A 20806-nucleotide genomic window follows, 5' to 3' on the forward strand; every position below is an offset into this window, starting at 1 on the left:
TACTAATTTTGATTAATAAGGCACAGATAGAGAGAGTAACTTTTCAGGTAAGCTTTTTAATGGGGAATTTCTCCAAAAAATCTGCATTCCGAAAAGACTTCATGTGAATGTTGTTATTGATTAATAATATTATTATTTATGATATTTATTGATATTTTTTTTAATGTTTTGGGTTTTTAAGATACTTTTAACTCTCTCGGAGATTAAACGATTAATCCCTTTTAACACGTAAAACGGCAATTATACAAAGTGATGCAATAACTCCGGATATAACCGTTGCAAATGAGAGAGGAGTGCTTTTCGGACTTTTAATTTCCTGCGGACCGGACAGATTTGAAAGAATCAGCATTTTATTGTATTTTATTACATCCGGAAGGGAATCAACGCCCGGAACAGAGCCGGGAAAATTTGTGAACACAACTCTTTTTACAGGAATGCCATTGTCAATAAGCGCTTCCTCAAGCCCTTTTGCAATCTCTTCAGACTGCATATTTTCGATAATGAAATCCACATTCCTGTATTTATCAGGATTTTCATAGACGTCGTTTACAACCGCTCTAGGCGTAAACTGCCCGTTCCTGTAAAAACCCGGTGCATATATTGTAGTAAGGTTCAGCCCCAGCCATTCTGCCGCGGCTTCCTTCTGCCAGATCATGACAATTGCACTTTTGCCAGATATAGCCTCTCTTTCTTCAGGAGTCAGGTCGGCATCATCTATTAAAGAAAGATATTCTTCAAGTCTTTTTTCATAGTAGCTTTCATTTACAGGGTCTGCATCAATCAGCCATCCTGCAACTTCAGCCGAGAGATTCTTTGCACCCACGGGCGTATCCCATATAGCAGAAGGATCTTTGAGTGTAACCCAGTTTATCTCACCGAAACCGTTCGCGTCCATAAATTTTTCGACATAAGGCATAGTGTATTCGCTGTCCACCGAACCGTTATGCGCAACAAACATGTCCGCCGATTCTATGAAGTCCATATCCATCTGAACCCTGTTCGGGATGATATCAGACTGCATATGGGGGCATATCGCAGGGTCTGCAAGAGAGATAACGTTCACATTGTCTCCCCCGATATATTCAAGCGGGTCGCTGAGAACAGTCGTCGTTGATACGATATTAATGGCACTGACTCCTGTGAAAAGGGTCATGAGAAGGAAAAATGCTGCTATGGTATTAACCATTTTATTCATAATATCACTAATTATAATAATCATCATAATTTTTTGAAACTTTTTCTCAAACCGTCACATGCAACATCTATCTTACAAATCTGCCTTAATTTTTCATAAGACAACACAGATCAAAAAAGCTACCGATGAAAGGCAGTACACCTTAATGATGCACAACAAAACACCTGTAACTTTTTTCTTTTTTTTCAGGCTAAATAAAAAAAATCAAAGGAACTAATATCACAGAATTACAGTGCTGACACCATAACCCGTGAATTCATTAATTCCATGTTTTGTTTTTCAGCTTTGACTAACAGTAAACTGCGGGACAGTAATCTTTCCTGACGCAATTACCTTCTGGCTGGCTTTGTCCATGATATCATACGTGAGAACGTCACCCTCTTTTATCGGGAAACCGTATGCACCGCCCTGTTTATGCCAGGCAATCAGGTTATCTCCGTTAGAGTCTTTAGCACCGTAATCGGCATGAAGCACGAATCTGTCTCCGGGTTTTACAACAACCTCATTCTTGTCGGGGAAACTTTCTATGTACTTGTCCCACCCGGAATTATACCCTGAAATAAGGCTTTTGTCACCAATTGTACCGAAGTTTCCCTGTGAAGTACTCATATCAGGACCAGTCTGGGGCTCCATTGTACGTGAAACCAGTGAACTTACCTCGGGTTCACTCTGTTTTCCAAGGTGGATTTCAATCTGGTCCAAGTTTAAGGTGTCACCGCCTTTATGCTCAAAAACCACGTTTATGACTCCCGCTGCAGTATTAAGGCCCTGATCAGGCCTTGCAAGTCCCTGGCCATATGCGTTGCCCGGGGTTGCATCAATTACACCGCTTATGTCAAAATCAGTTGCAACAACGGAAGCCTGCGGGGCAACACTGGTTCCTCCTGCAAGACCACTGGCAAAACCGCTGACAACGGCTGCAATAATAATTGTAACAACAAGCATCAGCATCACACCCACTACAGGTGATACTGCTTCGTCAGAAATAGCATTTGTTTTCATCTATATCACCCCTGAAGTATAATCGACTTGTCCAGAATGTATTTCCCGCTCGGAATATGCATAAGTTTGATGTCGAGATTACAGTTGTTGTCCACACATTCCTTGAGAAGACTGCATGCAGAATCATAAACATTGTCTGTCCCCGGGAACGGATTATCACCCGTTTCGCTGTCAGGAGTTACATAATCAACAAGGCCTACGAAATTTGCGGTGTAGCCGTTGTTGTATGTCCTTGCGACATCACCGGAAAGCCATACCGCATCCCCAAACCATGCGTAGTTTTCTCCGTTTTCAAGGCTGTTTATTCCTTCGACAGTCCAGCCTGAAGGCAGTGATTCATTTTCGATAGGACTACACGGATATGCATACTTCTGCGGGTCGGTCAGATGGGGGCCGCGTGAATAAGTATAAACAGTGCCCTTTAAGACAGGCGTTTCACTCCTTGCCAGAGGAGAAGTCCCAGTCTGCGTATGTTTTACCACAGTTCCGTTAGGAAGCGTCAGATATGTGATAAATTCACAGTCGGACGTTTTTATTGGGTCTCCGCCAAGGTGCTCAAATTTTATATCAAAATTGTCACCTGCATAACCTGTCGAAACGGCAATACTTGCCTGAGGGGCAACCTCCTGGGAACCGGCAAGACCACCGGCAAAACCGGAGACTACAGCGGCAAGAATTATCGTTACGACAAGCATAAGCATAACGCCCACAACAGGCGAGACTGCTTCATTTTCTTTACCAGACATAATTTCACCTTTTTGTTTAACTACAACACAAAATAGCTAGCATATAAAATTTAAATTTCATATTACTAGTTATGATAAAAATAGAATATTCTCCTATAAAAGTATTATTTTTTGAGTTTTTGATGAGATAAAATATTAAATATTATCCTTTTTACCAGATAATTAATGACAATTATAATCAGACAAATACCGGATAAATTTTTACAATAACCGTTTTTGGCCGTATTAACTGGAAAATAACCGGAAAAAGATTATTCAGACAAATTTTCGGACAAAATTCAATAACTGTCAAAAAGCACATAATAATAAAATACATGCGCTATTGCCATAGCAGTCTGAAAGGCACAAATATTCATGATCCATAAAATGAAACTACAGAACGTACAGGTGCATCTTCCATGAAGGCCGTCAGGGAAAACAGGACATTCGTCATCAGAAATGACATATTGTACGGTCCGCGATCATTTGCCGGAGCTGCACTGATGGCTAAAATATTATACCCTGATGAATTATCAGATATTAATGTAGATAATCTGCTGGATAAATACAACCAGGAATTCGGGCTCAACTTTTCGCATTGTACTATCTCATACCCGAAAGTTCCTTAATTAAACCTAAAAAATTATTTTAGGCCTTAAATTATACAGTATCAGGTTCTGATAAAAACTTTTCTGATTTTTCTGGATGCCAAAAATATCAGCATCGAATGGTTTATTTTTTAATAGTAGCAACAAGTGACATTAAATAGAAAATAGTCTTTCTTTTAATTACTTTTTTTTAAAATAGTGACACTTTTTTAGTATTGGATAATATAATAGACCTAACCGATGCCGTGACAGAATTATTACAATATACTCAAAAATTAGTCTTATAAAAAGGAAGTCAGAACAGGAAGAGAGGATGAGGTTCTTTGGATTACTTTTAACCGGATTTTTTCTGGTATCTGCATTAATTGCAGGAGCATCTGCACAGGAAATTCAGCAGGGCGTATCATACACGATAAACCCCGTAAATACGACAGGGGAGGACGACGGATACAAAATAGACTTTGAGATATACAACATATCCGCCGGCGGCCTTTCAGTCGAATTTCCCGGCACTTTTGAAATGAAGGACACTAACATCCCGGACGGCCATTACGGAAGCGACGGGAAAACACTTATCATAAGCCTCACCGGGGAGACTGAAATATGGGTTGACGTAGTCTGCAAAGACCTCAAATCCGGCGAAATACTTGCGACATGGGATGACCTTGAAAACGGGACTCACGGCGGCGACGAGATGACGGTAAAGGAATCCGAAAAAGAAGAGAAGGAAGAAGCGGAGGGAAAAGGCAGCCGGTCACCCTCGAAACAGGCAACTCCGGGATTTCTGTGGGTTACCTCCGCAATGTCCGTCCTTGCGGCCGGGGCCTGTCTTGGCGCTCTGAAGGAAGAGGGTGAGGCATAAATGACCGCAATAAATAAAACTGTCCTTCTGGTGTTTTGCATATCAGTCATTTACCTGGCGGGAGCTGCATACGCGGGAGCAAACTCCGGTACAGACGTTTTGCCGCTTGACAAAAACAATGACCAGAATATTTCTTCAGATGAACTTTCCGAAGGTATTCTCTCTTACCTTGCGGAAAAATACCTCAACAAAACCGACACTGAGCCTGACGAAAACCTCTCGGACGCCGCATACATATACGCAAACTGGGGAGGAAAACCGAAGACGATAACGGACTCCACAGGCCGGACGATAACACTTTACCGGCCCTTAAAGAATGTGGTCGTATTAAACGGCGAGATGCTTGAAACTCTGCGGTCTCTCAACTTCAGTTCCGACAAGATTTCGGGAGTCGGGAAGTATACGCTTCAGGACACAAACTTCTTCCCGGAATACAGCAAAAAAACGAACGTAGGAAGCGTCTGGTCGCCTGACTACGAGAAGATAATAGAGTTGAAGCCCGACGCAGTCCTGACGTATGCGACGTTTATGCAGGACACCTGCGACGAGATACAGCAGAAAGTCCAGGGGATGGACCCTTCGATAAAATTCATCCGCTTTGACCTGTATTACCCGTCAACATACATTGAGGAGGCAGAAAAACTTTCAAAGGCAGTAGACAGGGAAGAAGAGGGAGAAAAACTTGTCTCATTCTATGGAAAAAACCTTGACCTGATTAAATCAAAAGTCGGCTCATTACCTGAGGATAACAGGACGAAGGTATACTTTGAAAGCTGGGACGACTACAAGAGCGCCGCAAAAGGTTCCGGGTACAATGAAAAGATAAATCTTGCAGGAGGATTCAGCATATTCGAGAATGCAACGCCCGAATACCCTATAGTAAGCCCTGAAGAAATTCTTCTCAAAAACCCTGATGTCATCGTAAAACTCATCGGCTCAGGTCAGCTTAAATTCGGCGGGTACGAGGACAACGACACGGATTCTGCAAAAAGCGTATATGTCACCCTGACATCACGTGCCGGGTGGAGCAGCCTTGATGCAGTTAAAGACAACAGGCTTCATATCTTAAGCACCGACATTTTCGGGGGACCGGAGTATATCATAGGAACGCTTTACCTTGCAAAATGGTTTTATCCTGGCGAATTCGAAGATGTCGACCCTGAAGAAGTCCACCAGGAGTATGTCTCCGACTTCCAGCACCTGGACTACAACGTGAGCAGTTCAGGTCTTTTCACATACCAAGAGACTGCAAAGGTGTAAACCTGATATGCCAATAAACTCGCAGGAATTTCAGGAGAAGTGCAGAAGGCAGAATGCAAAAAAAAGGACATTTATTCTGGCAGCAGTCCTCCTGATAATACTTCTTGCGGGAGCGGGGATAGCGATAGGTTCTGCCGATATTTCCGTTCTTGATGCATACCGTGCAGTTTACAGCGGTCTTATCGACAGGATATCACAATTTTTATCCGGAAGCGAACCGTTATCAGCCGGTACAACCGGAATTGTGGTCTGGGACATAAGGCTTCACAGGGTTTTGTTTGCAGTCGCAGCAGGGTTCGGCCTTGCAATCGCGGGAACAGTGATGCAGGGGATTCTGAGAAACCCGCTTGCAAGCCCGTTCACGCTTGGAATAGCATCGGCCGCATCATGCGGGGCATCGGTCGCGATAATCCTTTTCGGGGGAATCGCCGTTTTAAGCGGAAACCTTGCGGTAATACTCCTTGCATTCATATTCGCAATGCTCGCGTCGTTCGGGATATACGCGATGTCAAAGAAGAAGGGCCTCTCCTCATCCTCCATGATACTTGCAGGAATTGCTCTGATGTACCTTTTTTCAGCAATAACGTCACTTCTGCAATACTTCGGGTCCACCGACCAGGCCGCGGCTGTAGTATACTGGATGTTCGGCTCTCTTGACAGCACAACCTGGGCGAAACTCGGGATTGTATGTCTAATCCTCGCCGTAATCACGCCTTACCTCGTATACAAGGCATGGGATCTGAACGCACTTGCAGAGGGTGATGAGATTGCAAAGAGCATAGGCGTCCCGGTAGAGAGGTCGATGACCACTTTCATGTTCATATCGTCAGTCATCACGGCCGTTATAATAGCATTCACCGGGACTATAGGGTTTATCGGGCTTGTCGCACCGCATATGACGAGAATGGTCACAGGAAGCGACCACAGGATCCTGATCCCGGCATCGGGGCTTGTGGGGGCCGCCGTCCTCCTCGCGGCAGACGACTTCAGCAGGATAATAATATATCCTTCAGTAATCCCCGTAGGAATCATGACCGCATTTTTAGGCGTCCCGTTCTTTTTGTACCTGTTCCTCAAAAGAGGTGACTACTAAAAATGCCTGAAGGCCCTGCGGTATCAGCTGAAGACCTCTCGTTTTCATACGGTGAAAAGCCGGTATTTTCAGGAATATCACTTGAAGCGGAACCCGGTGAAGTCCTCGGTCTTGTCGGCCCGAACGGCTCCGGAAAGACCACCCTGATAAAGTGCATGGACGGAATACTCAGCCCAAAGGGAAAGGTTGAGGTGTTCGGTAAGGACGTCGGAAGCCTTGACAGAACGGAAATTGCAAAAAGAATTGCATACGTCCCGCAGAGCCTTCCCGAAGGACTCTCCTCGTATGTCTACGAGACTGTCCTTATGGGTAGAAGGCCACACCTGAACTGGAATGTCCGCCCTGAAGACGAAGAGAAAGTGTTTTCGGCGATGAAGCTTCTCGGAGTCGAAGACTTTGCGTTCAGGAAGACAGGCGAGCTTTCGGGAGGCGAAAGGCAACGCGTAATGATTGCAAGGGCGGTTGTACAGGAGACACCTGTAATTCTTATGGACGAGCCCACGAGCAGCCTTGACGTAAGACACCAGATGGAGGTCATGGAGACTATGAAAAGCCTTGCAAAAGAAAGGAGCACTGCCGTCATAGTATCCCTTCATGACTTAAACCTTGCCGCAGGCTACTGCGACAGGATTGCGATGCTAAAAGACGGGAAGGTATTCTGCTCGGGAAGACCGGAAGAGGTACTCAAAAAAGAAACAATAAAAGACGTCTATGGGATTGAGACCTGCATAAAAAGGATTAACGACAGGGTCTGCATAATCCCGTTAAAACCTGCGGAGATTTTCCAGGAGGTATAAATTACGGTTAAAATATCAGCGATATCATGGGGAAGTGAAATTTCAGTAATCAGGCATGCGGCAAAAAGAATAGGATTCGAGCTTTCGGACTGGAACGTCTACGACTTAAAGGAGAACAAAGACCTCGTTTCGGAATGCATAAAATCCTTCGCCGACTCGGATTTCGTCCTGATACACCCGTCGCACGACCCCTACTGGGATGACATAACGGAAGGCTTTCCGGAAAATCTTCCGGTAGTCTCATACGGCTACTCCGACATGTTCTGGTCCGCATCAACAGTCCCCCTTTCGGTGGTATCAACCGTAAGCGCCTATTTTCTCTACGGGGGACTTGAAAACATCTACAATATGCTTGCTTTCTGTGCGACAAAAGTCCTGGGGCTTAACTACCCCTACGCGGAGCCGTCCGAGACCAGGTGGGAGGGAATATACCATCCGGATATCCCGTTCGTCCTCGACTCGCCCGGTGAATACTTCGACTACAGGGGTGTCATATCCGGGTACAATATAGGGATAATGTTTCCGAGGACGCAGTGGATATGCGGAGACCTCAGGGCCGTCGACTCTTTTATCAGGAAGCTGGAGAGGTATGCAAACGTCGTCAGCGTATTCTGCTTTTCAAACGGAGACGATGAGCTTGGAGCACTTTCAAGTGCAGAGTGCATCAGAAAATACATGCCGGAAAATCTTGACGCACTTGTCGACCTAAGGTCGTTTGTCCAGACAAAAGACCGTGAATCCCTGATAAAACTGCTTAAAGGAATGGACATCCCCGTATTTCATCCCCTGACGATGTACCACAGCTCGGCAGATGAATGGGAGAAGTCCGAGTCAGGGATGACAGGCTCCGAGACCGGATGGACTGTTGCACTTCCCGAGTTCCAGGGGTTCATTGAGATGATACCCTTTTCCTTTGCCGAAAAGGAGGCTTCATCCGGAGTCGAGACGAACCTTCACGCTGCACTTGAAGAGAGGATGGACAAAATTGCAAAGCGGATAATGAGATGGGTTCGCCTCTGCAAAAAGGACAGGTCAGAGAGAAAGATTGTCTTTATACTTCACAACAAACCGTGCGCATCGGTCGAAGGGACCGTTGGCTCGGGCGCAAACCTCGACACCCTTGAAAGCGTATCCGGTATCCTCAAAGCCATGAAGGCCACCGGATACGGCGTCAGCCCCCCGGAATCGGGCGAGACTTTAATCAACGAAATAATGTCGAAAAAGGCGGTGTCTGAATTCCGGTGGACCTCGGTTGAAGAGATCGTCAAAAAAGGCGGGGCGCTTGAGATAATGAAGGCCGGGGAATACAGGAATTGGTTTTCCACGCTGCCGGAAAAAGTCAGAAACGATGTATCCAAATCCTGGGGAAATCCTCCGGGAGAGGAGATTGACGGCGTCCCCCCGGCCATGCTCTATAAAGGAGACATTGTCATAACAGGGATATCTTTTGGAAACGCCCTTGTCTGCGTCCAGCCCAAAAGGGGGTGTGCAGGGTCAAGGTGCGACGGAAAGGCGTGCAGGATACTCCATGACCCGAAGATTCCCCCGACCCACCAGTACCTTGCAACCTACCACTACTTCGACGAAGTCTACGGGGCAGATGCGATAGTCCACGTCGGAACGCACGGAAACCTTGAGTTTCTGCCGGGAAAGGGCGTGGGACTTTCCGAATCCTGCTATCCAGACCTTGTTATAGGAGGAATGCCTCACCTCTACATCTACAACTCGGACAACCCGCCGGAGGGGACGATTGCAAAGAGGCGTTCATATGCGGTTACCGTCGACCATATGCAGACCGTTATGGCGACTTCGGAGCTTTACGGGAATTTAAAGGAGCTTGAAGAGCAGATATCCGAGTACAAAAGAGCGAAGGACTCCGACAGGGCACGTGCACATGCACTGACGCATACGATAGAAGACCTCCTTGAAGAGACGGGAATATCCTACTCGATAAACCTGAAGGGCCTGAAGTACATGGAGGCTTCCTTCGACGAGATAATCGACGCCGCCCACAAGGTGGTAACCGAGACCTACGAGACCAAAATCCCGAAAGGGATGCATATCTTTGGCAGGCTTCCCGAAGGCGAAGACAGGGCAGACCTGATATACTCCGTTTTAAACTACAACGAAGGCCCGAAAGAGTTTGCAGCCGAAGCCTTCGGGGGACCCGCGGGCGATGACATAGAACGCCTGAGGGCCGATGAAGAACTCTCAAAAAAAGTCATTCTTGACGTAATGGACGGTCTTGACCCATACCCTGCGATAAAGGATGCGACCGGAAAAGACCCTTTGAAAAACCCCTCTCTCAAAGAGAAGGCCGACCGCTTCATAGCTGACGCCGGTTCGGTCAACGAAAGAATAGAAAATTCTGATGAAATAGGCTCCCTTCTCCACGGGCTGAACGGTAAATACATAGAGCCCGGGCCGTCCGGCCTTATAACAAGGGGAAACCCTGAAATAATGCCGACAGGAAGAAACCTCTACTCGCTTGACCCGAACAAGGTCCCGACAAAGGCCGCCTGGAGAATAGGAAACAGGCTTGCTGACGAGGTCCTGAACAAATACACGACGGAAAACGGCGAATACCCTGAAAACATCGCCTTCTACTGGGTCTCGACCGACATCATGTGGGGAGACGGGGAGGTATTCTCGCAGATGATGAAGTTAATCGGCGTCGAACCTGTGTGGAAGGGAGGAAAAGTGAAGTCCTTTAAAATAATCCCCGCTGAAGAGCTCAAAAGACCGAGAATCGATATAACGGTAAAAATCGGCGGGATTATGAGGGACAGCTTCTACAGCTGCGTCGAACTTTTAGACGACGCGGTAAAAGCGGTCTCTGAACTGGACGAACCTCCCGGGACAAACTTCGTAAGAAAGCATACTCTTGAATCCGGGTGCAGCGACAGGATATTCGGTAACAGCCCCGGAACTTACGGCAACGGAGTAAACCTCGCCGTCTACTCGTCAGCATGGAAGGACGAGGCCGATCTCGCCGACGTATTTCTCGAATGGAACAGCTATGCATACGGGAGGGACAACTTCGGGGAAAAGTCAAAGGAGAACATGACAAAACAGCTCAGGTCCGTAAGCCTGACGTTCAATGTCGCGATGACCGACGAATACGACCTTCTCGGTTGCTGCTGCTACTTCGGCGCCCACGGGGGGCTTACAGCCGCTGCAAGAACGGTCTCGGAAAAAGATATTCCCGTATACTACGGGGATACCAGGAGCAGGGACAAAGTAGGAATCAGGACGATTGCAGACGAAATCAGGCGTGTCGTGAGGACGAAACTCTTAAACCCCAAATGGATAGACGGGATGAAAAAGCACGGCTACAAAGGGGCAGAAGACATCTCGAAGAGGGTAACTCACGTCTACGGCTGGGAGGCTACGACTGGAGAGGTAGACGACTCCATCTTTGATGATATTGCGAAAACTTTCGTTTTAGACGAGGAGAACAGGAAATTTTTCTCCGAAAAGAACCCGTGGGCTCTTGAGGAGATCGGAAGACGGCTTCTTGAGGCCGAAGCAAGAGACTTGTGGGACGCCGACCCTGATGTGCTCGACAGGCTCAAAGAGGCATACATGGACATAGAAGGCGACATGGAGGACAGAAGAGGAGACGCGGAAGGTGAAATCCAGGGAGGAGCGGTCGACGTTTATACGCTAAAAGAGATAGCTGAACAGAAACACAAAAGGCAGTAAGACCAGAAGGTGCATACAGTATTTCATATTTATTAAATCGAATCTTCTTTTTTCATACTCATATGATTTTTACGCATTTTAAGTATTAACATAATATAAAAACTTAATACCAAAGGGAAACCAACTGCTTTTACAGTAATGCAGTCGTCAGCAAGAAGAAGCATCCTGCCGTTTACGGCCATAATCGGGCAGGAGACAATGAAAAAGGCCCTTGTTTTAAACGCAGTCAACCCGAAAATAGGCGGGGTCCTGATAAGAGGAGACAAAGGAACGGCCAAGTCCACGGCAGTACGTGCACTTGCAGAGGTGCTGCCTGAAATAACCGTCTCCGCGGGCTGCCCGTACAGCTGCAATCCTGAAAACGAAAAGGAGATGTGCGATTTCTGCCGCTCAAAGAAGGAAAAACCGAAGCCGTTCAAAAGAAAGGTGAGGGTTGCAGAGCTCCCCCTCGGTGCGACCGAAGACCGTGTTTTAGGGACTATAGACATCGAAAAGGCAATTAAGGAGGGCGAGAAGAGAATCGAGCCGGGGATACTTGCGGATGCAAACAGGGGAATTCTCTACGTCGACGAGATAAACCTCCTTGACGACCACATTGCAGACATACTCCTTGACGCGGCCGCGATGGGAGTAAACGTCGTGGAAAGAGAGGGAATATCACTGTCGCATCCGTCATCCTTCATCCTTATAGGGACTATGAATCCGGAAGAAGGCGAGCTCCGCCCGCAGCTTCTGGACAGGTTCGGCCTGCAGGTCGCGGTAGAAGGTATAGAAGACATTGAATCAAGGCTTAAAATAGCAAGAACCGCAGAAAGCTTTGAAAAAGACCCGGAGGAGTTTGCCGGAGAATATGAAGTGAAGCAGGACGAACTCAGGGAGAGAATTAAAGATGCAGTGGAGATACTTCCCTTTGTTGCCATCTCGGACGGACAGATAAGAAAAATAGCAGAAGTCTGCCTGAACTGCGGCATCACGACCCACAGGGCCGAAATTGCCGTTATGAGGACAGCAAAGGCGATAGCGGCACTCGACAAAAGAGGAGAAGTCAGCGACTCCGATATAAAAGAGGCCATGCAGCTTGCACTTCCGCACAGGATGAGAAAAAAACCCTTTGAGGAGCCGAAGCTTGACAACGACATGATAAACGAAGTCATGGACGAAAAAAACGAGAGTGAAAAGGAGAAGGAGGAACAGGATAAAAAAAGCGAAAAACCTTCCGAAACCCCAAAAAACACCGGGGAAAATGAAATCGGAGAAGACGAACCGAAAGATAAACAAAAATCCCCAAAAGGAGGAAACGGTTCACCTTCAGGAAATGACGAAGGCGATGCACCTGACGTAACCTATGCAATAGGAAGACCTGTGGATACCTCGAAGATCTCCTCATCCGTAAAAAAAGATAAAATTCGGCGAAAAAACGTATCGGGCAGGAGAACGGAGTCTGAAACGACATCAAAAAGAGGTTCGTACAGGGGGTTTCGGATATCAGGTGAACCCTCAGACATCGCGTTTGACGCAACGATACGTGCCGCCGCACCTTTCCAGAAGGAAAGAGAAAAGAAAAACTTTGCAATATCAATAGCTGAGTCAGATTTAAGAGAGAAAAAAAGGGCAGGCAAAACGTCCGCCGCGTGCATGTTCGTAGTTGATGCAAGCGGTTCAATGGGTGCAAAAAAAAGGATGGAAAGCACAAAAGGCGCTATTCTTTCAATGCTTAACGATTCATACAAAAAAAGGGACAAAATCGGGCTTGTAGCGTTCAGGGGTGACTCCGCGGAGGTAATACTTCCATTGTGCTCAAGCGTTGACCTTGCAAAGAAATGCCTTGAAGAACTCCCGACCGGCGGAAGGACGCCCCTTTATGCAGGGCTTTCAAAAGGAATGGATGTATTAATGCAGGAAAAGCGGAAAAACGGCGATATCGTTCCTCTTCTCGTATGCATATCCGACGGGAGGTCAAACAAATCAGTCTCTGGAGACATAAAAAAAGAGCTTATGGCAGTATCGGAGGAGATATTCAGAAACGACATTCATACTGTCCTGATTGACACCGAAACTTCTGGAAGTGGTTTTCTTAAAATGCAGCTTGGGTACTGCAAAATGGTTGCCGAACACTCGAAGGGGAGCTACTATTCACTTGACGATCTGGGATTTCAGGAGGTCTCAGGGATAGCTTCAGCCGAAATCAGCCGTTTTACATGAACATAAAAACCAAAAATAAAACAAAAAAAACTTTAAAAGAATTTAAATGGATATTTCATCTGCTTTTTGCATTCACGTAGACGTCTTCGTCGTAGACTATCGTCCCTGTCGGGACATATATCAACATAACGGAAACAACGTCGCCTGACTGAAGATTCTTCCAGTCATCACCAAGAACCGCCTGCATCATGTCACCGGAAAAACCGCTTTCATATGAAAAATCATTGTATTCTTCAGCAGGGTACGCCTCCATTCTTGAGCCGGCCATCAGTGCGTAATCCCCAAAGTCACAAATCTCCCCGCTGTCATTCTCAACAGGGGCCACTCCCTTATTTTCGGTATTTCCGACTGTATAATCAAAATTCTCCACACCTGCAGAAACCGTAGTGTCACTTGACACCAGTTCTCCGGTTTTATTGTATGTCTTCCACGAAGTCTTAAGCTTCAGGTTTTTTGTCTGCAGGGGAGTGCACGAGATTACGTCTATAAAAAACCTGCTGTCATCACCGCCTGTGTTTGTAATAGTCGTATGCGCAGTAATCCGGAGGTCCCCGCCGCTGTTAGTTTCGCTTCCGGCAATCCCCCCGGCATATCCGCTGAGGACGGCCGCAAGAATAATTACAAGCGTAAGCATGAGCATTGTCCCTACAACCGGCGATACGGCATCTGTTCTTTTATCAGACAGCATAATATTACCTTATCCTTCAAATGTCCATATAAGTAACGTTTTTCAGGCAGTACAAAAAATTATCCGGGCTCCCGTTTAAAAACCAAAAGTCCTTCTGAATCGTCCCGCCGAAAAACAAACCAGCCAATTACTATTTATTTTTATTTTTGTAATATTTAATATGAACTCTGAACCAAAAGGACAGTGTAAAAAAAAGATTAATAAAGGATTATACCAGTTTTAAACGCCTTTTTTGGAAAAATCCGCATTTTACATCATACCGCAGACTTCATACGGGTTGTTCAGCGGATTTTGAAACTTTTTGAGCATATCCGAATCCACGTCAAACTCCTTCATGACAGTCACGTACTTCTCCGGGTTGTCAAGGTTTTCCACCATGTCAACAGTCTGGTATATCTTCTGCCCCCATGAAGGCCCTGTCCACTCCGAAGAGTCGAAGTTGAACCCTACGGCAATGCCTTTTCCTGTCTTCTCTGTGTTGTTCCACAGGACAAATATCCCGGCAGGACGTGTTCCGTAACTTTCAGTAAGGACTGCCTGGGAATCAGACGTAAAGTTAACAGATGTGCAGACACCTCCCTTTCCGGGCGTCATATCCCATAAAGTCACGTAGACGTCCTCCTTGCACCACGTAGGGGAAGACACTACGACATATGAAGTGCCGTCGGTGAGAGGAAGCCTGTCCTGCACGAACTCAGATATAATGTACCCGCTCGAAACACCGGGGCAGAAATGGTTGTGAAGAGACGCCGCATACATAAGGTCGTAAGGTGCCCCGTGCGCCCAGGCGTTTGCTATTGAAAGAATCGAAAATGCCTCTCCCCCGAGGGCTTTTTCAGTTTCATTGCCCTGGTTTGTGTCTGCAAGCATCAGGTTTATGTCACCGGTTACAGATGCAATCTTTGAAAACGCAGCGGTTGTCGCAACCTTGGCGGCATCGCTTTCGCTCATGTTGTAAAACGCGGTGTCAGGCTCAAGGTAGACACCTTTTCCTGTGCCCTTGTCATAGAAATAGAACCACAAGGGTTTCCATTCGGCACGGTTTATCTGGAAAAGATTGCCGTTTCCGTTCTGAAGACCACTCACCTTCGTAATTCCGGAAACCGCACCTTCAGTAGTCCGGCCGTCTATTACTACGCGTCCCGCATCAGTCAATGCCACAACATCCGGGTCATTGTAGGAAAATCCAAGCTTTTCCATTGCAATTAAAGCCGCACGCTGTCCAAGATCATTAAATCTGTCAGAACCGGACGATGATGCACCCATCACCGGAGCAAAGAGAAGGCACACCAGAAGTATGCCTGCCGCCAATTTCAGGTAATTAATTTTCATTTTATCTCCAAAACCCCGGATATATTCCGGGTATAATTTTTTTCAAACCAGAATAACACCGGTCAACAGAATTCCTGTCACCCGGATTTTTGATTTCCGGATTTCCACAATTTCAGATTATACTGTTTCCTGGTATGGAAAAAGTAGAGAAATCACAGAATCCACAATCATTTTCTTAAGAAGTATAAACATAAAAGTATTACTAAATGAATCTATAATTCCCAACAATCATATTCTGCATAAAACAGAAATCTTTACAAAAAGCATCAAAATTAAACGGGTTTTAAAAAACAGGGTTTTAATGCAAAAATTGTTTTATTTTGGCTCAGACTGAAAAAAAAGTCATATTGACAGGTCTTTCTTGTTACCGTCCGGCCTTTACCGGAATCCTTTCAAGCGGGACTATATACAAAAAGTCGTCCGAACGCTTTACGTTTGCCTTTACCCCGTATACTTTTTCAATATTTTCAGAATTTATGACGCTTTCGGGGTCGCCTGCCGCAACAATCCTGCCCCTCTTCATCATGACAACGACGTCCGAATATTTTGCAGCCATATTCAGGTCATGTATAGCGATAATCGCCGTAAGCCTCTTCTTTTTGACAAGAGAGCGGATGACTTCCATTACGTCTATCTGGTGCCACAGGTCAAGATTGCTCGTGGGTTCGTCCAGGAGAATAAGACCTGTGTTCTGGACGAGTGCACGGGCGATAAGGACCTTCTGCTGCTGGCCTCCGGAAAGTTCCGTAAAAGACGACATTGCAAGGTTTTCAATTCCAAGAAGCCTTAAAACACTCCATACCTCATCTTCGTCAGACACATCCTCACGCCACCCGAGATAGGGCCTTCTCCCCATAAGGACTACGTCAAAAACACTGTTCGGAAAAGACCTTATCGAGTTCTGGGGGACGTAAGCTATGGTCTTTGCAATGTCCATCCTCCCCATTTTAAGAAGGTCCTGGCGGTCGACAAGCACCTTTCCCGCCTGCGGTTCAAGAATCCTGTCGATGCATTTGAGAAACGTCGATTTTCCCGAGCCGTTGGGACCAAGAAGGCTTACGACCCTTCCGTCGGTCACGTTAAGAGAAATTCCGTTGAGAATATCTTCGCTGTCATAACTGAAGTGAAGGTTTTTGACAGAGAGTTTTATTATCATGTCCAGTACTCCTTTTTTCTTCCGCGGAGGATTAGATACAGGAAGAACGGAACTCCGATTATCGACATCGTAACACCTGTCGGAATTATTATCGGCGATAACAGGTGCACAGAGACTGCATCCGCTATGAGAAGTATCAGCGCCCCCAGACCTCCTGCAGCGGGGATCATGTACCTGTGGTCAGAGCCAAGGATCATACGCCCCATGTGAGGCGCTACAAGGCCTATAAATCCCAGGACCCCGATAAACGCCACAATAACCGCGACATAAAGGCTTGAGACCACCATGATGTAAATGCGTGTAAAACCTGCATCAACACCCATACTTTTTGCACTTTCGTCTCCTGCCGTCATAAGGTTCAGGTCCCAGGCTTTCATGTACAGGAGAGGCAGGCAAATTATGGTTACGCCGGCAAGAATACCTATACTGTTCCAGTTTAAGTCGGACAGTCCTCCCATTCCCCACATGTTCATGACCTCCTGCTGCTCTTCGCTTGCTACAAAGCTGAAAAGCTGGTTCAATGCCTGAAATAAATAATTTACTGCAATTCCTGCGAGGACAAGCATCTCGGAAGTAGCCCCCTTAAGTCCCGAAAGGCAGATTATGACCGCAGAACACACGAGTGCACATACAAAAGCGTTACCTATGAGAAAATAAGGCCCGCCAAGAAACGTTATCCCAAATACGGCTGCAACCGACACCCCGAACTGTGCACCTGAGGATATTCCGAGTGTAAACGGACTTGCAAGAGGGTTTTTGAGAACGGCCTGCATTACGCAGCCGCATATGCCGAGACCGAGACCTACAATAATGTCACCTGCAACCCGCGGAAGGCGTATTTCCCAGACAGTATTTTCCATGGCTTTTGTGACCTCACAAAAGCCCGGCACAACCCTGTCTATTATTATGGAATAGACTTCAGTCACCGTTATCGGCATCGGGCCTATCGTTATGATAAAACCCGAGGCAATGACTATAATCAGCACCACAGCGAGAAGAAAGAGAAGCTTCTTCCATACCGACAACGAGTGTTCTTTTTCTACTTCACTTACCTTTCCGGTCCTGGTCCGTCCTGTAGCAGGAACCTTTCTCGGGACAGGACTACGCCTCATCCTGTATTCCCTCACCGCTCCATCGCCTTTGTGCAGCCGACAGTGGTTGCAATGCTATCTGCATTCCCGACACCGGAAGTGACTACAATAAGGTTTCTCTCCTTTGCTATCTCGGTCAGTGTCTGGAACTCGCGAAGCTTCATTGCAGAAGGTGTTTTGTCATAGAGACCTGCTGCCTCGCACATACGCTCAGACGCCTGATATTCACCTTCAGCAAGGATTATGCGTGCTCTTTTCTCTCTTTCTGCCTCAGCCTGACGTGCGATTGCACGCAGCATATTTTCAGGAACAGATACGTCGCGGATTGTTACGATATCCACTTTAATTCCCCAGGGGCTTGTCACGTTCTCGATTTCGGTGTGTATCTCACGGTTTAAAGAGTCCCTGTCAGAAAGAATCGTATCAAGTTCGTTCTGGCCGAGGATGTCACGAAGCGTCGTCTGGGCAATGAGTGCCGTTGCAGCCTCGTAGTCCTCAACCTCCACTATCGCCTGGCACGCATCTGTTACATGGTAATAGATTATGGCGTCGACGTCGACACTTATGTTGTCCTTTGTTATTATCGTCTGCTTCGGAACGTCAAGCTGCCTTACTCGGAGGTCTACCCTTACAATCCTGTCGGTCGGAAAAAAGACAGGGAATATTCCGGGGCCTCTCTGGCCGACAAGCTTTCCTAACCTGAATATTACGGCACGCTCATACTGGCGTGTCACCTTTACGGACAGGAACACTACGACAATTATCACCAGAATCAGCAGTACAGCCTCAAAAATATCCACTTAAAGACACCTCCACCCTGCGGATATTACACTGGCAAAAATAGTATTATACAATAATTTAAAGTTCATTCATATTATGTAAAATATTAATAATTTTAACACTTTTGATTTGCTATTTTGTATAACAAGGCTACAGACAGGTATCCGGCCAAAACAGATTTAACCGTTTTTCAGGATCTAATCAATTAAAAAAACATAGATTACAGATTTTTAGAAAAGGTGTAAAAGAAAAAAAGAGAAACAATAAAAAATGATAATATCACACAATTTCTTCGCGAAAATGCATTTAACAGACTAAATGACTCTCCACACCATCATCCCGTGGCACCCGCGTGAAGGTGCTTTGTACATCCCGTTAACGGAGACTTCCCTGTAATATGAAAAGATTTTTTCTTTTGCACTCTCGTCAGGCTCATGGTCCCGCGAAAGGTGCATTATAGCAGCTTCAGCCGCTTTTTCAAAAGGCATCTCAACGTTTCTTCCGAAACCGTCTATTTTTACTACGGGCTCAATACCCGAGAAGTAGAGGTGCATCAGGGGAAAAAACATGTTGTACGCATGATGAATTTTGGCAGTCCTGTCGTTTTCCCGAATCCCCCCAAATACGGTCATGCAGATTTTCCTGAAGTCCTCATCGTCAGCAAAACTGAGAAAGCTTGAGTAATAGCACATGTTTTTTGAGCATGCAATCATCTTTTCAAAGCTTTTGGTGTCATTTACAGAGGCCGTCCTTGACGCTATCACAAGGTCAAAATTCCTTCTGAATCCCAGTTTGTCGATATCGGCCGTCCACCACGAGCATTCCGTCGTATCTACAGACAGACCCTCTTTCTCTGCGGTCTCTTTTATCTTTTCAAGAGAAGTAGCGGAGATATCAAGTGCAGTTACAGCTGCACCCTCCCTTGCAAGCGGCAGTGAAAGAGCGCCCATTCCGCAGCCTATATCAAGTACTGACGAGCCTTTGATGCAGAAACCGTTTTCCTTCAGAAACTGTACCGTTTCTTCGGCACTTTTCTTCAGAATTTTATCGTCACCGTGACTTTTTTCGGAATTTTTGGAACGCTTATCCCATATTTTGTTCCACATCACGGCTGTTTTGGTCTCGTCATCGTCATCATGAACCTCTGTGGTGGTCTCCTCCCACAGCCTGCTCCAGCTGTCCAGGTTGTCCTCCTGCGTCATGCCTTCCTCCCGTTCACGTTCCAGACCATCATCCCGGTATATGTAACCGATTTCGGGCCGTAAAGACCGTCTTCGGACGCGTTTCTGAAGTAGTTTCTTATTATGTCCTTTTCAGCGTCTCCAAGCTTTTCGTCGCGGTCCATCATTTCTATCGTCATATCGGCCGCTTCGGTCCAGCTGCGCTTCATCATATGCCTGGATGAAAGAATCCTCACATCCGGCCTGAAGCCGGCAAGGTAAAGGTACATAAACGGATAAATCAGACCGTTTCCGTGGCCGTGAGGGACGCCGTGCTTGTCTTTCGCCTCAAACCCTTTTTCTTCGAGAAGCTTTCCTATCTCCTCGCGTGCAGGGTCTTTTCCCGTACTGACGAAATTGCTGTAGTAGCAGAGTCCGTCTGAGCAGTCAATCATCTTTTCAAAACTTTCGATGCCGTTTATCCCCGGGGTCATTGACGCGATAACAAGGTCGAAACTCTTCCGAAAGCCCAGTTCGTCTATATCGGCAGTCCACCAGGAAAGCTCCCTTGCATCTATAGAGAGCTTCTCATCCTCAGCGGTTTTTTTAAGCCTGTCAAGCATCCCGGACGCTATATCAACGGCCGTAACACTGGCCCCCTTCTTTGCCAGCGGTATGGACAGAGTTCCCGGACCGCATCCTATATCAAGGACTTTTGCACCTTTTGGGTTAAATCCTGCGTTTTCAAGAAGCCTGAAAATTTCTTCCGTCCTTTTGTTCCCGGAGTCGTCTTTGTCTCCTCTTCCCTTCCCGAAAGTTGCAGAGCGTTTGTTCCACATCTCGGCAGTGCGGTTTTCATCAAACAGACCATGCATCTGTTTTGAATTCTTTTTCCAGCATTCAGTCCAGTTATCAAGATTTTCATTGTTGCACATTCGGATTCTCCTCTAAAATTATGAGCCGGAATATACGGATTCCCTTTTTTAGGACCTGCATTTTCAGGCCTTATGCACTTTGTTTATTATGAATACCAAAAAATTCAGGCCAAAAACCTCTTTTCTGATTTTTACGGGAATATCTGATATAACCCTTTAAATCTGACTTTCAGAACGCCCATGGCAAAATCGCCATAACTTAGAGATACAGGAAT

General features: G+C 46.3%; 17 protein-coding genes. 7 read left to right on the forward strand and 10 right to left on the reverse strand.

Annotated elements, in window-relative coordinates; translation table 11 throughout:
- Positions 1 to 211 precede the first annotated feature (211 nt).
- The 3 genes from J2128_RS11475 to J2128_RS11485 form a co-directional block, all read right to left on the reverse strand.
- A complete protein-coding gene (locus J2128_RS11475) occupies positions 212 to 1195 on the reverse strand; it encodes a metal ABC transporter substrate-binding protein (RefSeq protein ID WP_245323701.1) in 984 nt (327 codons plus the stop codon).
- A 279-nt stretch (positions 1196 to 1474) separates the two neighbouring features.
- The gene (locus tag J2128_RS11480) at positions 1475 to 2197 is read right to left on the reverse strand and encodes a type IV pilin (protein WP_209691569.1); all 723 of its coding nucleotides are present in this window, start codon (positions 2195 to 2197) and stop codon (positions 1475 to 1477) included.
- Positions 2198 to 2202: 5 nt separating this feature from the next.
- The gene (locus tag J2128_RS11485; RefSeq protein WP_209691570.1) at positions 2203 to 2943 is read right to left on the reverse strand and encodes a type IV pilin N-terminal domain-containing protein; all 741 of its coding nucleotides are present in this window, start codon (positions 2941 to 2943) and stop codon (positions 2203 to 2205) included.
- Between the two features lie 398 nt (positions 2944 to 3341).
- Between J2128_RS11485 and J2128_RS11490 the strand changes: the two genes are divergently transcribed.
- The 7 genes from J2128_RS11490 (at position 3342) to J2128_RS11520 (ending at position 13449) form a co-directional block, all read left to right on the forward strand.
- Entirely contained in the window at positions 3342 to 3551 is a 210-nt protein-coding gene (locus tag J2128_RS11490) for a hypothetical protein (RefSeq protein ID WP_209691571.1), read from the forward strand.
- Positions 3552 to 3843: 292 nt separating this feature from the next.
- A complete protein-coding gene (locus J2128_RS11495; protein WP_209691572.1) occupies positions 3844 to 4392 on the forward strand; it encodes a hypothetical protein in 549 nt (182 codons plus the stop codon).
- Complete coding sequence (locus tag J2128_RS11500; RefSeq protein ID WP_209691573.1) at positions 4393 to 5652, forward strand: ABC transporter substrate-binding protein; 1260 nt, start codon at positions 4393 to 4395, stop codon at positions 5650 to 5652. It begins immediately after the preceding gene.
- 7 nt (positions 5653 to 5659) lie between these two features.
- Complete coding sequence (locus J2128_RS11505; protein WP_209691574.1) at positions 5660 to 6745, forward strand: iron ABC transporter permease; 1086 nt, start codon at positions 5660 to 5662, stop codon at positions 6743 to 6745.
- 2 nt (positions 6746 to 6747) lie between these two features.
- On the forward strand, positions 6748 to 7542 hold the full coding sequence (locus J2128_RS11510) for an ABC transporter ATP-binding protein (RefSeq protein WP_209691575.1): 795 nt from the start codon (positions 6748 to 6750) through the stop codon (positions 7540 to 7542).
- A gap of 21 nt (positions 7543 to 7563) precedes the next feature.
- A complete protein-coding gene (cobN, locus tag J2128_RS11515; RefSeq protein ID WP_209691731.1) occupies positions 7564 to 11247 on the forward strand; it encodes a cobaltochelatase subunit CobN in 3684 nt (1227 codons plus the stop codon).
- Positions 11248 to 11385: 138 nt separating this feature from the next.
- The gene (locus J2128_RS11520) at positions 11386 to 13449 is read left to right on the forward strand and encodes a putative cobaltochelatase (RefSeq protein WP_209691576.1); all 2064 of its coding nucleotides are present in this window, start codon (positions 11386 to 11388) and stop codon (positions 13447 to 13449) included.
- Positions 13450 to 13504: 55 nt separating this feature from the next.
- Here the strand turns inward: J2128_RS11520 and J2128_RS11525 are convergent, their stop codons facing one another.
- The 7 genes from J2128_RS11525 to J2128_RS11555 all read right to left on the reverse strand — a co-directional run bounded on the left by J2128_RS11525 (position 13505) and on the right by J2128_RS11555 (position 20591).
- Entirely contained in the window at positions 13505 to 14137 is a 633-nt protein-coding gene (locus J2128_RS11525) for a type IV pilin N-terminal domain-containing protein (RefSeq protein WP_209691577.1), read from the reverse strand.
- Positions 14138 to 14386: 249 nt separating this feature from the next.
- A complete protein-coding gene (locus J2128_RS11530) occupies positions 14387 to 15469 on the reverse strand; it encodes an FmdE family protein (RefSeq protein WP_209691578.1) in 1083 nt (360 codons plus the stop codon).
- A gap of 364 nt (positions 15470 to 15833) precedes the next feature.
- On the reverse strand, positions 15834 to 16625 hold the full coding sequence (locus J2128_RS11535; protein WP_209691579.1) for an ABC transporter ATP-binding protein: 792 nt from the start codon (positions 16623 to 16625) through the stop codon (positions 15834 to 15836).
- Positions 16622 to 17752 (reverse strand): iron ABC transporter permease, encoded by a 1131-nt coding sequence (locus J2128_RS11540; RefSeq protein ID WP_209691580.1) that lies wholly within the window; start codon positions 17750 to 17752, stop codon positions 16622 to 16624. The genes J2128_RS11535 and J2128_RS11540 overlap by 4 nt, the downstream gene beginning before the upstream one ends.
- On the reverse strand, positions 17749 to 18516 hold the full coding sequence (locus tag J2128_RS11545; protein WP_209691581.1) for a slipin family protein: 768 nt from the start codon (positions 18514 to 18516) through the stop codon (positions 17749 to 17751). The genes J2128_RS11540 and J2128_RS11545 overlap by 4 nt, the downstream gene beginning before the upstream one ends.
- A 294-nt stretch (positions 18517 to 18810) precedes the next feature.
- On the reverse strand, positions 18811 to 19698 hold the full coding sequence (locus J2128_RS11550) for a class I SAM-dependent methyltransferase (RefSeq protein WP_209691582.1): 888 nt from the start codon (positions 19696 to 19698) through the stop codon (positions 18811 to 18813).
- Positions 19695 to 20591: a class I SAM-dependent methyltransferase gene (locus J2128_RS11555; RefSeq protein WP_209691583.1), complete on the reverse strand. Its 897-nt coding sequence runs from the start codon at positions 20589 to 20591 to the stop codon at positions 19695 to 19697. Before J2128_RS11555 ends, J2128_RS11550 begins: the two co-directional genes overlap by 4 nt.
- Positions 20592 to 20806 lie beyond the last annotated feature (215 nt).

The organism is Methanomicrobium sp. W14, assembly GCF_017875315.1.
In the GTDB taxonomy this organism is placed as follows: domain Archaea; phylum Halobacteriota; class Methanomicrobia; order Methanomicrobiales; family Methanomicrobiaceae; genus Methanomicrobium.